We start from the raw sequence: 13,194 nt of genomic DNA, 5'->3' as shown, positions 1-13,194 counted from the left end.
GTCAGTTCACGTCGCCCTGCGGGCTACCGCGTCTGGATCCCGGCACGGTGATCGGCGTGGACGGTCCCTTCGGGGTTTCCGATGCCGGTGAATCGATCGAGAGCCGCTTGCGCAGCGCCGCAGAACGCGAAGCGCTCTCCGCGCTCGCGAGCTGCGATGCGATCGCACCGGGAAGACTCAAATGAAATGGGGAAAGCGCCGGCCGCCAGTCCGCCCGGTGTCCCTCGACTTCCCGAGGCGTCAACGGTGCATCGCCGCCGCCGATTTCCAGCGATTGGCGACCCGCTACGCTGTTGAATCTGTCGAGCACGGAAGCGGCAGCCTCATCGTCTCTTGCGTTGCCGTACGCCTGCAGGGCAAGGTCGCGACAGCCCTTGGCGTCCGCCACCCGTTTCACGGCCAGCAACGCGCACATGGCCTCGTCGAACGCTTCGCCCGCATAACGGTAGGCCTCGCGTGCGCGGTTGATCTCACCCGAATGCAAAAGATAGGTGCCGATATCGGCGTATGCGAGCGCACATTCCTTCGGATTCCCGGCGCGCTGAAACGCCGCCCGGGTCTGGTTCAGCATGTTGGCGAGCCGCCCGTCGTTGCGCGGCATGTACCCGGCTTCCTTGGTCGCCAGCGCCCGCAATGCCGTGCCCAACGACAGCATGTCGAGGCGCTCCCGGCTGAAGTTCGCCATGTCGCCACCATCGACGCAACGCTCGATCGCGCTCATCCATGCGTGGCCGATCTGCGCATCGAAACCCGGTGTGCGGGTCTGCGTCATCTCACGCGCGAACTGCTGCAACAGCGAACACTCGCGTGATCCGCGATCGAGCAGAAGGGTTCTGGTTTCCTCCACCGTCAGGGCCCCTTGCCCGTTGCCGAAGCACAGGCTTCCCAGCGGGATATTCAGATCGATCTTTTCAAACTTGATGACGATCTGATAGCGCTCGCCCAGACGCGCGCTCCCGAGCATTGCCTTACGTTCGCTGAGCGGTATCTCGTTGAGCAAGGTCAGAGCATCGCGATCGGCATACTCCAGCATGCCCTGCGTCGCCAGGAAATCGCGCCCTTTGCCGATCGATGCGATATGACAAAGCGCCGCGCAAGACAGCAGCCTCGATTTGACGCCGCCCGACAGCGAATTCCGGATGGCGTCGCATAGGCCCATGTATTTGAAATGCGCCAGGAAATCTTTGAACAGCGAGTCCATCGGATAGGCGCCCAACGACACCTGCGTGTTGAAGTCCTCCAATCGTGCGACGCGAGCGTCGCTGAGGGTGTAGTCCGGGTACCTGTGAAGCGGAAAATTGATGTTTTCCGGCACGTTCGTCATTGGCATGAGCGCTGCCTCATCGGAGAAACGGTGAGACCAGTCTGCGCCCCGGCACCTCATGTCAACTATCATTTTTCGCTGGGGTCGGCGACGCCATCTTCCCATCCGCGCGCCATCCATCGAGGCGCCTTCGCCCGGTCCCTCCATTCGGCAATCGTATGCGGCAGGCCGATCGCCCGCGCCGAGCGCAACACGGTCGCGGCCAGCGCGCAGGCGTGCGCGGCACGCGCCATGCCCATGTAGTTCTTGTAGATCCGCTCGCCGATATCCATCACGTGCCGATGCCGCCCGGCGCTGGCCAGTGCATCGAATCCGACGCGCGCACTGTCGAGGCACGCCGCCGCCAAGGGCATGTCGCCATTGCGTTTGAACCGTTCCGCAGCCTCCAGATACGCACTGACGCCTTCGAATTGCAATTGCCACCTTTCGCTGGAAAATGCCGATGGCTCCTGAGACGTTGCCGAAGCAGCCGGCGCAGCGCGATCGGCCACCCACGCCTGATAAATGCCGCCCAGCGTATTCCATGCGCTTGCCGCTTCATACCTGAGCCCGGCACGGCAGAACGCATCGGCAATACAGAGCCAGAGCCGTTCCCGGTCGCGCACGTCGTTGGTGTACACGACAGCCTTTTGGCAAATCTTGGCGACGTCCCAATAATCCTCGTCGCTCGCGACGTGGCTGAAAGCATCCGTGTCGAGGGCGACGTCGATCAGCAGACGCCAGACGTTGAGGTGAGCCGCGTTGACGGCGCCCACGATTGTCGGGGAGTTCAGCGTGAGCACGCGACGCAGCAACGTCCGCCCATAGACGTCCTTACAAAGCAGCAGCGAACGGCACTCCTCCGGTTGAAGTTGACCATGACGTTCCGTGATGCAATTTTCGGACAGCGGAAAGCGCACTTCGCTGTTCGGAATCGTCAGGATGATGTGTCCGTCGGTGGAGAGCGAAGGCGTCGCAAGCATTCGACGCCGCGCCGGCGGTTCCATCTCGCTGAGCAGGTAGTACGAAGCGTGGCCCCAGGAACACGCGCGCTGCGCATCCAGCGATTTCAGGAATTTTCGCCCTGCCCGATAAGCACCGATATGCCCGAGCATCGCCGCGCTCAGCGCGTCGCGCTTGGCGCTTTGATTCGCGAACACGTCGTACAGACTGTCGAACACACCCATGCTCGTGAAATCGGCCTGAAATCGCCGGAACACTTCGTTCGCCCCGTCCTCTGTGCGCGCCATCTCCGCATCGAACCAGCGAAGCGCGTTCAGTCGCCGTCGACTCAGGTTCCCATCGGGATAGCCGGTGATGGGGAAATTGTTACCGCTGGCGGGAGAAATCGAGGGCATGATCGTCGGCGCTTTGGGGGTAAGCGCTTTGGGGGTAAGCGCTCTGGGTGTCGTCGATTCAGACTAGAACGCCACACCGCCCACTCCTTGTGAAATTCGGCCACCCGGCACTGGGCGGTGACTCAATGCGCGCGGCCTCCGGCGGCCTGCCCGACCCGATGCCGAAGACGGCGGGCGTATCACGACGAAACCATTTTCAGAAACAATTCGTTTCGGATAATTTGACGAATAGTGAGACAGAAGATCAGCGATACCCGTGGGTCCATCCGGATCAAGCGGCACCCAAACGCATCTGGCGCGTGCCGATGCCGGCCGAGAACCGGCTTGAGTACAATGACGCTCATCCATTTTCCGGAACGTTGCATATGAACGACGAAGCGATTCCGCACGACGCCCCCTCCGACAGCAAGGCGGATACGCCGACCCTGCGGGCCTTCGCGCTGCTCGAATATCTCGTCGCTGCAAACGCCCCCGTCTCGCTCGCCGACATGGCGCACGACATCCGGATGCCCAAGGCGTCGCTGCACCGCATGCTCGGCTCGCTGGAAGCCGGCGGTCTGGTGATTCGCGAGCCGGGGCAGAAGAACGCTTATGTGATCGGTCCGCGTCTTGCGCAATTAAGCCTCGGCGTGATGATGCAATCGGGGGCACGACGAATGCGTCACGCGATTCTCGGCCGTCTCGTCGCCGATCTCGGCGAGACGTGCAATCTCACGATGCTGCACGACACCGAGGTGCTCTACCTCGATCGCATGGAAGCTCCGTGGCCGCTGCGTCTCGATCTGAAACCGGGCTCGCACGTGCCGGCGCACAGCAGCGCGAGCGGCAAGCTGCTGCTGGCGATGATGCCCCGCGAGCCGCGCGCCGCATTGCTGCGCGCGATGACGCTGCAACGCTTTACGCCGAACACACTGACCGATCCCGAGTTGCTGGAAAGCGAACTCGACCGCATTGCGCACAAGGGCATTGCCGTCGATAACGAGGAATTCATGCTGGGCATCGCCTGCGTGGCCGCGCCCGTACTCAGGGAAGACGGCACCTGTATCGCGGCGGTGGCCGTACATGCGCCGGTATCGCGCACGTCGCTGTCCAAGGCGATGGAGTTCGTGCCACGTCTTCAGGAAGCGGCACGGGAACTGGCGCAGACGTTCTGAACGGTCGATCGCCCGGACGGTGGCAGTGCTCTCATATGCGCTGGCGTCATCTCGTGAGATGATGAAGGCATGTGCAAGCCGTTGCCGCGTTCGCCTCATTGGCTACACTGGCTCCGTTGGCCGTGCAGGCTCCATTTGCGCCGCTTGCGCTGCCTGCCTCGCTTGCCCCATTTGCCACCCACTCTCCGGCTCACCCTATCCTGAATGCAGCGCGATCCGTCGCTAGATACCGCTATTGCCGAAGACGAGCCCGATCGTCCCGGCCCGCTGTCCGAAGCCTCCTTGCTGGGCGCGCCCTCGACGCCGCCCGGCCCCGCACCGGCAGACGCCGTCCCGCTGCCCCTCAGCGTCTACCCCGCGCTCATGGGCATTCTGCTGGGCTACGGCGTGCTGGTCGTGGGCAACGGGCTGTTCGTCACGGCCGTCCCTTTTCACGCACTGAAGTACGGCGCGTCGACGTTCACCATCGGCGTGATTCAGTCGTGCTACTACGCAGGCTTCCTGCTCGGCGCGTTCTACAACCGCTCCCTGATCGAGCGCATCGGCCAGCACCGCGCATTCGTGGCGTTCACCGCGCTCGCGGCGTTGTTCGTGATGGGCTTCGCCGTGAGCGAATCGATGCTCCTGCTGTGTCTGCTGCGCGTGGGCACCGGGCTGGCGCTCATGGGCATGTACACCACCGTGGAGAGCTGGCTGAACGGCTCGGTGCCGAATACGATGCGCGGGCGTGTCTTCGGCTCGTATCTCACCATCAACTACCTCGCCGTCAGTGCCGGGCAATTTCTGCTCAATATCGGTGACGCCGGCAGCGAGGGCCAGTTGCTGCTCGTCGCGGGGTTGTTCGTGGCCGCCATTTTGCCGATCACGCTCATGCAGGGCTGGCCGACGCGCGTGGCCGACGAGCGCCTCCTCAAGCAGCCGGCGATGAGCCTGTTCGACAGCATCACGGAAATGGCGCGCGCCACACCCATCGCCATTCCGGGATGCATTCTCGCGGGCTTTCTGTACAGCGCGTTCTACGCGATGATGCCCGTCTACCTGACGCGCATCGGCTTCTCCATCGGCAGCCTGTCGACGTTGATGGGCGTGGCGCTGTTTGGTGCGCTGCTCATGCAATGGCCTGTGGGGCGCCTGTCGGACCGCATGGACCGTCGCACGGTGTCGCGGCGTCTGGCGCTCGCCTCGGCGGTGTTCTGTGCCCCGTTGATTTTCATTCAGGCGCATTGGCTCGTCTTCGTGCTGATGTTCCTGTTCTCCGCCGCGAACTTCACGCAGTACGGCCTGATCGTCTCCCACGTGAACGACCGCACGAAGCCGGAACGGCGCGTCGGCGTGAGCGCCACCCTGCTCATCCTGTTCTCGGTCGGTGGCCTGCTCGGGCCGATGATCGCCTCCGTGGTCGTGACAGTGCTCGGTCCCAGCGGGCTGCATGTCTTCAACGTCGTGTGCGCGCTGGCGCTCGCGCGCGTGGCGCGTCGGGCGCAGGTACAGGCGCCCTGACGGAGCGCAAGCCCTGCCATGCTGCGTAGGGTACGTGGAAGGGCATGCGGCGGGTGCACGGATCGCCGGATCGCGCCACCCCGCCCCATTTTGGTGCGACAACGGCGTGCTCTGGTGCGACGCGTCACAACACGGGCGGAAAACGAGGGAAAAATCGGGGACAATAGCGCGCGCCTTTGAGCACGCTTCTTGCTCTCCTATTCTGTACATATCCTTGCCGCCCCCGCGCCTGTCACGACCATGACCATGACCGATCTCGACGCCCCCGGACTCCTGCCGCCCCGACTGACGGCGGCCGAAGACGGCCGGCGCATCGTCATTTACGGCGATTTCACGATCTCCAGCGTCTTCCAGCCGGTGTTCTCGGTCTCGCACCGGCGCGCGATCGGCTATCACGCGTCGCTGCGCGCGCATGACGCGCAAGGCCGTCACGTACCGTCGCACGAGGTCTTCACGATGGCCGCGCGTCACGGCGACATGCTGGAACTGGGGCGACTCGCCGAGTCGCTGCATCTGGGCAACTTCCATGAGTTCGACAGCCGCGACGCGTGGCTCTTTCTGAATCTGCACCCCGCCGCGTTGATGGACACGGTGTATGGCGACGCGCTCATCGCCACGCTCAAGGCGTCCGGCCTGTCGCCGCAACGCGTGGTGCTTGAAGTGCCGGAGCAAGCGGGGGGTGACACACCGCGCTTCGGCGCGATCGTCGGCAGTCTGCGCAAGGCCGGTTTCCTGATCGCGCTGGGTGGCTTCGGCGCCAAGCATTCGAACATCGACCGCGTGTGGGATCTGCGGCCCGACATCGTAGTGCTCGATCGCGGCATTCTCGCGCAGGCGACGGAGCAGTCGCATCTGGCGCGCGTGCTGCCGGGGCTCGTGTCATTGCTGCACGAATCGGGGCAACTGGTGATGATGGGGGGCCTCACGACGGATCGCGAAGCGTTGATCGCGCTGGAGTGCAACGTCGACTTCGTGCAGGGGCAATACTTCGCCGCGCCCGATTTCGATCCCGTGCCGCCCAAGGTGGCCGCAGAGCGCATGGACGCGCTGTCGTCCGCCCTTCGCACACAGCTCGTCGAGCGTGAGCGGGCCGAGCACGCGCGCCTCGCGCCTTATGTCGCGGGCATCGAGTCGGCAGCGGCGCGCATCGCGCAGGGGCAGGACGTCCGCCAGGCGACGCACGACCTGCTGGCGCTGCCCGACGCCGCCCGTTGCTTCCTGCTCGACGCCGCAGGGCGTCAGATCGGCGATAACGTGCTGCCGCACAGCCACTCGTCGCAGCGCGCCAAGCGCTTTCGTCCGCTGCTGCATTCGGAGGGGGCGAACTGGGCGCGACGTCCGTATTTCATCGAAGCCATGCGCACGCCGGGCGAAGTGCACTTCACGCCGCCGTATCTGTCGATCAATGAAGCGCACCTTTGCGTGACGGCCTCCATCGCCACCCCTGCGAAGCAAGGGTTGCATGTGCTTTGCGTGGATATCAACTGGTGACGAGGATCGGCCCAGGGGACTCATGATCCCTCGGTCTGCGTCGCAAGAGACGACAACGCCCCCGGCGTCTTCCAACGTCCGGGGGCGTTGCACTTCATGCGCGCGTGCTTTCGCACGGGCGTGCCGTCATGCCGACCTGCGCCGGCGGATGCCGCCGATACGGATCGCGCTTATCGGCACGGATCATGCCGCGCGCTGCACCGCATACCGCTCCAGCCAGTGCGCATACGGCGCGGGCAGCACCCACGACGAGCGGTCCACGCCGAGTTCGCGAGCGGCGTAGTACGGCCAGTGCGGATTGGCCAGCAGCGCGCGGCCGATCATCACGAGATCCATCTGTCCATGCGCGACCACGCGGTTAGCCGCGTGCGGATCGTCGATCCCCCACGAGGACGCCACCGCGATGCCCGCTTCCTGTTTCACGCGCTCGGCGATGGGGGCGAGGAACGCCGAACCCCATGGAATATTCGCCTCATACGTCGAAAAGCCCACGCTCACGTTGAGCAGATCGAGGCCGCCCTCGCGCATCCGACGCGTCACTTCGATCGATTCCGTGAGCGTCTGCTCGTCGCGACCATCGTATTCCAGCACGCCGAAACGGGCCGTCAGCGGCAGATGCTCCGGCCACACTTCCCGCACGGCAGCCAATGTTTCGAGCAGGAACCGGCTACGGCCGGCCAGATCGCCGCCGTACGCGTCGTCGCGATGATTCGAATGCAGCGAGAAGAAGCTCTGCGCCAGATAGCCGTGCGCAAAGTGCAGTTCCAGCCACTCGAAACCGGCCGCCAGCGCGCGACGTGCCGCAGCCACGAAGTCGGCCTTCACGCGCGCGATGTCGTCGAGCGTCATGGCTCTGGGCACCTTGCCGAGATGCTTGCCGAACGCCACGGCAGACGGCGAGATCGTCGGCCAGCCGCGCGGATCGTCTTCGGCAATGTGATCGTCGCCTTCCCACGGACGGTTCGCGCTGGCCTTGCGGCCGGCATGTGCGATCTGGATGCCCGGCACCGCGCCGTGCGACTTGATGGCGGCCGCAATGCGCGCCATGCCCTGCGCCTGCTCGTCGTTCCACAGACCGGTGCATCCCGGCGAGATACGGCCTTCGGGCGAAACGGCGGTCGCCTCCACGATCACCAGACCCGCGCCACCGCGCGCAAGGCTTGCGTAGTGGGCGAGATGCCAGTCGTTGGTCACGCCATCGACGGCGCTGTACTGGCACATCGGCGGAATCGCCACGCGGTTGCGCAGCTTCACGCTTTTGAGTTCAAACGGGGAAAACAGGGCAGACATGAGATTTCTCTATTCGGGGGTGTTGTCGGGAAAAGCAGTGCGCAACGGCGGAGCCTGCGGCTCACGACGGTTTTCCGGCACCTCGACCGTCTCAGGGGGTCGACGTCAGCAATGGTAGTCTCACATCGCTATAATGGAAACTATCCACAAATTATCGATTCGATAACACTTCATTATGGTGAATCCTCAGTGGCTAAAATCCTTCGCCACGCTTGCCGAGCTGGGCAACTTCACGCGCACGGCCGACCATCTCGGCCTCACGCAGGCGGCCGTGAGCCAGCACATCAAGCATCTGGAAGAGGAATTCGGAACGTTGCTCGTGCGACGCCCGCGTGCGATCGAACTCACGCCGGCGGGGCAGGCGCTGCTCGTCTACTGTGAACAGGTGGAGTGCGCGGCGCGGCATCTGCGCTCCAGTCTGGAGGACGCCAACGAGGAATGCGGCAACGTCACGCTCATCACGCCGGGCAGTATCGGGTTGTATCTATGCCCGATCCTGCTGGACATGCAGCAGGCGAATCCGGCGATGGCCGTGCGTCATCGCTTCGCGCCCGACCGTGAAGTGCTCGAAGGCGTGTTGCAGAACCACTTCGAACTGGGGCTGGTGACGCTACGTCCCGACGATCCCCGACTCACCGCGACACCGTTCACGCAGGAACCGCTCGAACTCGTGGTGCCGGCCGGGGAAGACGTTCACACGTGGGACGACCTCAAGCGTATCGGTTTCATCGAACATCCCGACGGCGAAGCGATGTCCACGCGCTTGCTGAGCCGTCGCTTCCCGGGCAATCCGGGCGTGCAGAGTCTGCCGTGCAAGGGCTGCACCAACCAGATCAGTCTGATTCTGGAATATGTCGCGCGGGGGCTGGGTTTCACCGTCATTCCGCAGTACGCGCGGCAGGCGTTCGCGTCGCAGGACGCCATTCGTGTTGTCGACTGCGGCCCGCCCGTCGTCGACACCCTGTGGCTGATTCATCGCGCGGAATGGCCACTCTCGGCGCGCGCGCAGCGCGCGGTAGCGCTGCTGCGCGAGCGGGTCGATGCACCGCGCCCGCGCGCCTTCGGCGGCGAGCGCGTGCAGCGTGTACCGCGTGTCAGCGCGCAGCCTGCGTGAACTTGTTGAACGACGTATCGAACAGACCGCGCACGTCGAAGCCCTTGGTGAGCGTGCCGGTCTTCACGAAGTCGTCCACGCTCTTTTGCGCTTCGGCAATGGCCGCATCCGTGAGCGGCTCATAGCGAATTCGCGACGTGCTGAACCACTGATGCGCGAGCTTCGGGTCGACGCGCGATTTGCCCGCCCAGACGTCGGCGTAACGTTCGATGTGACGCGGATCCGCCAACGACCATTCGCGTGCGCGTTGATAGCGTTGCACGAAATCCCCCAGCAACTCGCGCTTGCTGTCGATGACCTTCTGCGTCGTCGACAGATAACTCTGCGCCGCGATCAGCCCGCGCGCTGTGACCACCGTGCGGGCACCCGCCTGACGCAAGCGCGTGACGTACGGCTCCCACGTCGCCGTCGCGTCGACCTTGCCGGCCTGCAATGCCGCCGCCGAGTCGACGGAGGCGAGATACGAATACTTCACGGCGTCGAGCGGCAACCCGGCGGACGTCAGCGCCGCCTGCACCAACTGCTGCGACCAGCCGCCGCGCGTGACCGCGACCGTCTTCCCCTTCAGATCGGCAACCGTCTTGATTTGCGTGTGCGGTCCGGCAAGCAGCACCACGCTGTCGGGACTATCGCGATAGATGCCGATGACCTTGACCGGCGCGCCCTGCGCCGCGAGGAACAGCACCGGCCCGTCGCCTTGCAGACCGATGTCGAGCGCGCCGGCATTGACCGCTTCGATCACGGGCGTGCCTGCCGGAAACTGCTTCCACGAGACGGTGTAAGGCGCGTCCTGCAACGCGCCGGACGCTTCGAAAAGACTCTGTGCGTTGTAGGCCTGATCGCCCACGACCAGCACCGGTTTGTCCGCGGCCTTGCCGGCAAACGGCAGAATGGCCGCCACGCTCAGCGCTGCCGCCGTGGCGCGACGCAAGCGGGTGCGCCATAGCGGCCACGCCTTGCGCGCCCGTGTGCGCAGGTCACGCTTGGCCGAACGCGCCAGCGTGGCCCGCACCATCGCGGCGCGAGACGGCGGCGATATGTAAAGACCGAATGCGATGGCGGACGCCGCAATGAATGCGTCGAGCACCGGGTTGACCGGCTCGGCGGCATGGAAGGCAGATGTCGTCATGTCATGTCGCCACGCACAAACGCGGCCGAAAGAGTGGAGGATGCGCCAGTCTAGGCACGTCCGCGCGCATCCCCAACCATCGATTGATGCGATCCATAGCGCGTCGCCCGCGAGTTTGCTTATGTGGGTTTGCTTATGTGGGTTTGCTTATGTGAGTTTGCTTATCGACTTTCGTTGTTTGCGACCTGCCGCACGGCTCCCGTATCGTGATCGTCTACCGAACCGAACGAGAGCAAGCTCATGAGTCAACCTGCCCGCAAACTCCGGCTGGGCGCCTACATGTCGGGTTCCGGCGTGCAGGGCGATAGCTGGCGTCATCCCGATACCGACACCGACGCCTATTCGCAATTCGCGCGCTATCGGCATTACGCGCAAGAACTCGAACGCGGCCTTTTCGATGCGCTGTTCTTCTTCGACAACCTCTTCGTATCGACGAACCCGGTAGCGCTCGCCCACAGCCCCGGCGCGCCGCGCTGGGACCCGGTCGTGCTGCTCGCCGGGCTGGCGGGCGCGACGAAGCACATCGGCCTCGTCGCCTCCGTGAGCACCACTTATAGCGAGCCGTACAACGTGGCGCGCGCATTTGCGTCGCTCGACCATCTGTCAGGCGGTCGTGCCGGCTGGAATCTGGTGACGTCTACGGGGGGCGGCGAAAACTTCAACCGCGACGATCACGTCGATCATGCGGTGCGTTACGAGCGCGCCAACGAGTTCTACGATGTCGTGACCGGCCTGTGGGACAGCCATGCCGACGACGCCTTTCCTCGCGACAAAGCGACCGGCCAATGGGCCGATCCCTCGCGCATTCGCACGCTCGACCATCGCGGCAAGCACTTCCGTGTGCGTGGGCCGCTCAGCGCACCGCGCCCCGTGCAGGGCTGGCCGGTCATCGCACAAGCGGGGTCGAGCGAAGCGGGACGCGAACTGGCCGCGCGTGCGGGCGAACTGCTCTACACGGCGGCGCAGGACATCGAAGACGCCCGCGCGTTTTATACGGATGTGAAAACGCGTGCGCTGAAGTACGGCCGACGACAGGAACACATCTTCATTCTGCCGGGCGTCTCGCCCATCGTCGGACGCACCCAGGCCGAAGCCGAAGCAATTTACGACAGCCTGCTCTCGCATCGCGACCCGGCGGTCGTGCTGAACGCCCTCACGAATTACGCGAGCCTCGGCATCGATCTCGGCAGCCTGCCGTTCGACGCGAAAGTGCCGCTGCCCGACCACGTGCCGGAGACGAACTCGCACAAGAGCCGTCAAAAGCTGCTGGTGGACTGGATACGACGCGAGCAACCGACGGTGCGGGAGCTTTACACGCGCTTCACGGGCGGCGGACACCGGGTGCTGGTCGGCACGCCGCAATCGATTGCCGACGACTTCCAGCACTGGTTCGAGACGGGCGCCGCCGACGGCTTCAACATCATGTTCCCGAGCGCGCCCGTGGGCATCACGTTCTTCGTCGATCTGGTCGTGCCGGAGCTGCAGCGGCGCGGCCTGTTCCGCACACAGTACGAAGGCCGCACCTTCCGCGAGAACCTCGGCGTACCCGCGGTGCCGAACCGGCACTTCCCGCCGCGCGACGTTGCGGCGGCGGGGGGAGCGGGGGCACTAGGGGTACCGGAGGTCACGACATCGCGCGATCAGCCGGCGGACACCACGGTCGCAATCGCCTGACCGACTTCGGTCGTGTTCGCGCGACCGCCCATGTCGCCGGTGCGCGGACCGTCCTTGATGACCTGCGTGACGGCGGCGAGGATCGCGTCGTGCGCGCCGCGCGTACGCGGATCGCCACGGCCGATGAAATCGAGCATCATCGCCGCGGTCCAGATCATACCGATCGGGTTGGCGATATTCTTGCCCGCGATGTCGGGCGCCGAGCCGTGCACCGGTTCGAACAGCGACGGGAATTTGCCTTCCGGATTCAGGTTGCCCGACGGCGCGATGCCGATCGTGCCGGTGCACGCGGGGCCAAGATCCGAGAGGATGTCGCCAAACAGGTTCGACGCGACGACCACATCGAAACGATCCGGATTCAACACGAAGCGCGCGCACAGAATGTCGATGTGCTGCTTGTCCCACGTGATGTCGGGGTATTTCGCGGCGGTTTCGGCCGCCCGCTTGTCCCACCACGGCATGGAAATCGAAATGCCGTTGCTCTTGGTCGCGACCGTCACATGCTTGCGCTCACGCTGCTGCGCGAGATCGAACGCGAACTTCAGCACGCGCTCCGTGCCGTGACGCGTGAACACCGACTCCTGCACGACGAACTCGCGCTCCGTACCTTCGAACATCACGCCGCCGACCGACGAATACTCGCCTTCGGTGTTCTCACGCACGATCATGAAATCGATGTCGCCCGGCTTGCGGTTCGCCAGCGGTGACGGCACGCCATCGAACAGCCGCGCCGGACGCAGGTTGATGTACTGGTCGAACTCGCGACGGAATTTCAGCAACGAGCCCCACAGCGAGATGTGATCGGGCACCGTCTCGGGCCAGCCCACCGCGCCGAAGAGAATCGCATCCACACCGTCGAGCTGCTGCTTCCAGTCGTCCGGCATCATCTGACCATGCGCGACGTAGTAATCGCAGCTCGCCCACTCGATGTGCTGATATTCGATCGGAATGCCGAAGCGCTTGCAGGCGGCGTCGAGCACGCGCAGGCCTTCGGGCATCACCTCTTTACCGATGCCGTCGCCCGGGATCACGGCGATCTTGAACGGACGCTGAGGGCGTTGGGACGTTTCGGTCATGTCTGTCTCCTGAACGTTTGATGGATGCCGCTAGGTTATTCCATTCCAAGACGGATAAAATCCCTCAATCGGTTAATCCACTATCCATGAATCGTGAATAAACCC

10 protein-coding genes are annotated in these 13,194 nt (G+C 64.4%); 5 read left to right on the top strand and 5 right to left on the bottom strand.

The window, feature by feature from the left end; all coding sequences use genetic code 11:
* Nucleotide 1: 1 nt before the first annotated feature.
* Together PAN31108_RS17220 and PAN31108_RS17215 are read right to left on the bottom strand one after the other, a co-directional pair.
* The gene (locus PAN31108_RS17220) at nt 2–1,330 is read right to left on the bottom strand and encodes a hypothetical protein (RefSeq protein WP_150670051.1); all 1,329 of its coding nucleotides are present in this window, start codon (nt 1,328–1,330) and stop codon (nt 2–4) included.
* Between the two features lie 62 nt (nt 1,331–1,392).
* A complete protein-coding gene (locus PAN31108_RS17215; protein ID WP_150670050.1) occupies nt 1,393–2,661 on the bottom strand; it encodes a hypothetical protein in 1,269 nt (422 codons plus the stop codon).
* A 365-nt stretch (nt 2,662–3,026) separates the two neighbouring features.
* Here PAN31108_RS17215 and PAN31108_RS17210 point away from each other — a divergent pair, with 365 nt between their 5' ends.
* The 3 genes from PAN31108_RS17210 (at nt 3,027) to PAN31108_RS17200 (ending at nt 6,806) form a co-directional block, all read left to right on the top strand.
* Nucleotides 3,027–3,815, top strand: a complete 789-nt coding sequence (locus PAN31108_RS17210; RefSeq protein WP_150670049.1) for an IclR family transcriptional regulator — start codon at nt 3,027–3,029, stop codon at nt 3,813–3,815.
* 204 nt (nt 3,816–4,019) lie between these two features.
* On the top strand, nt 4,020–5,315 hold the full coding sequence (locus PAN31108_RS17205; protein WP_150670048.1) for an MFS transporter: 1,296 nt from the start codon (nt 4,020–4,022) through the stop codon (nt 5,313–5,315).
* A gap of 240 nt (nt 5,316–5,555) precedes the next feature.
* On the top strand, nt 5,556–6,806 hold the full coding sequence (locus tag PAN31108_RS17200; RefSeq protein ID WP_150670047.1) for a sensor domain-containing phosphodiesterase: 1,251 nt from the start codon (nt 5,556–5,558) through the stop codon (nt 6,804–6,806).
* A 183-nt stretch (nt 6,807–6,989) separates the two neighbouring features.
* On the opposite strand, the gene PAN31108_RS17195 is transcribed toward PAN31108_RS17200, so the two are convergent.
* On the bottom strand, nt 6,990–8,096 hold the full coding sequence (locus PAN31108_RS17195) for an NADH:flavin oxidoreductase/NADH oxidase (protein WP_150670046.1): 1,107 nt from the start codon (nt 8,094–8,096) through the stop codon (nt 6,990–6,992).
* Nucleotides 8,097–8,271: 175 nt separating this feature from the next.
* Between PAN31108_RS17195 and PAN31108_RS17190 the strand changes: the two genes are divergently transcribed.
* Nucleotides 8,272–9,210: a LysR family transcriptional regulator gene (locus PAN31108_RS17190; RefSeq protein ID WP_150670045.1), complete on the top strand. Its 939-nt coding sequence runs from the start codon at nt 8,272–8,274 to the stop codon at nt 9,208–9,210.
* Here PAN31108_RS17190 and PAN31108_RS17185 read toward each other — a convergent pair.
* Nucleotides 9,191–10,339, bottom strand: a complete 1,149-nt coding sequence (locus PAN31108_RS17185; RefSeq protein WP_150670044.1) for an ABC transporter substrate-binding protein — start codon at nt 10,337–10,339, stop codon at nt 9,191–9,193. The genes PAN31108_RS17190 and PAN31108_RS17185 overlap by 20 nt on opposite strands.
* A gap of 240 nt (nt 10,340–10,579) precedes the next feature.
* Here PAN31108_RS17185 and PAN31108_RS17180 point away from each other — a divergent pair, with 240 nt between their 5' ends.
* Nucleotides 10,580–12,013: an LLM class flavin-dependent oxidoreductase gene (locus PAN31108_RS17180; RefSeq protein WP_150670043.1), complete on the top strand. Its 1,434-nt coding sequence runs from the start codon at nt 10,580–10,582 to the stop codon at nt 12,011–12,013.
* Here the strand turns inward: PAN31108_RS17180 and PAN31108_RS17175 are convergent.
* On the bottom strand, nt 11,980–13,089 hold the full coding sequence (locus tag PAN31108_RS17175) for a tartrate dehydrogenase (RefSeq protein WP_150670042.1): 1,110 nt from the start codon (nt 13,087–13,089) through the stop codon (nt 11,980–11,982). The genes PAN31108_RS17180 and PAN31108_RS17175 overlap by 34 nt on opposite strands.
* Nucleotides 13,090–13,194: the final 105 nt, after the last annotated feature.

The organism is Pandoraea anhela, from assembly GCF_902459655.1.
GTDB lineage: Bacteria > Pseudomonadota > Gammaproteobacteria > Burkholderiales > Burkholderiaceae > Pandoraea > Pandoraea anhela.
Note: the sequence above shows the minus strand (reverse complement) of the source record. Positions and strands in the feature narration are given on the sequence as shown.

Coding starts and splice junctions, on each gene's coding strand:
- PAN31108_RS17195 (WP_150670046.1), bottom strand. CDS start 8,096: ATGTCTGCCCTGTTTTCCCCGTTTGAACTCAAAAGCGTGAAGCTGCGC.
- PAN31108_RS17190 (WP_150670045.1), top strand. CDS start 8,272: ATGGTGAATCCTCAGTGGCTAAAATCCTTCGCCACGCTTGCCGAGCTG.
- PAN31108_RS17180 (WP_150670043.1), top strand. CDS start 10,580: ATGAGTCAACCTGCCCGCAAACTCCGGCTGGGCGCCTACATGTCGGGT.
- PAN31108_RS17210 (WP_150670049.1), top strand. CDS start 3,027: ATGAACGACGAAGCGATTCCGCACGACGCCCCCTCCGACAGCAAGGCG.
- PAN31108_RS17215 (WP_150670050.1), bottom strand. CDS start 2,661: ATGCCCTCGATTTCTCCCGCCAGCGGTAACAATTTCCCCATCACCGGC.
- PAN31108_RS17220 (WP_150670051.1), bottom strand. CDS start 1,330: ATGCCAATGACGAACGTGCCGGAAAACATCAATTTTCCGCTTCACAGG.
- PAN31108_RS17205 (WP_150670048.1), top strand. CDS start 4,020: ATGCAGCGCGATCCGTCGCTAGATACCGCTATTGCCGAAGACGAGCCC.
- PAN31108_RS17200 (WP_150670047.1), top strand. CDS start 5,556: ATGACCATGACCGATCTCGACGCCCCCGGACTCCTGCCGCCCCGACTG.
- PAN31108_RS17185 (WP_150670044.1), bottom strand. CDS start 10,339: ATGACGACATCTGCCTTCCATGCCGCCGAGCCGGTCAACCCGGTGCTC.
- PAN31108_RS17175 (WP_150670042.1), bottom strand. CDS start 13,089: ATGACCGAAACGTCCCAACGCCCTCAGCGTCCGTTCAAGATCGCCGTG.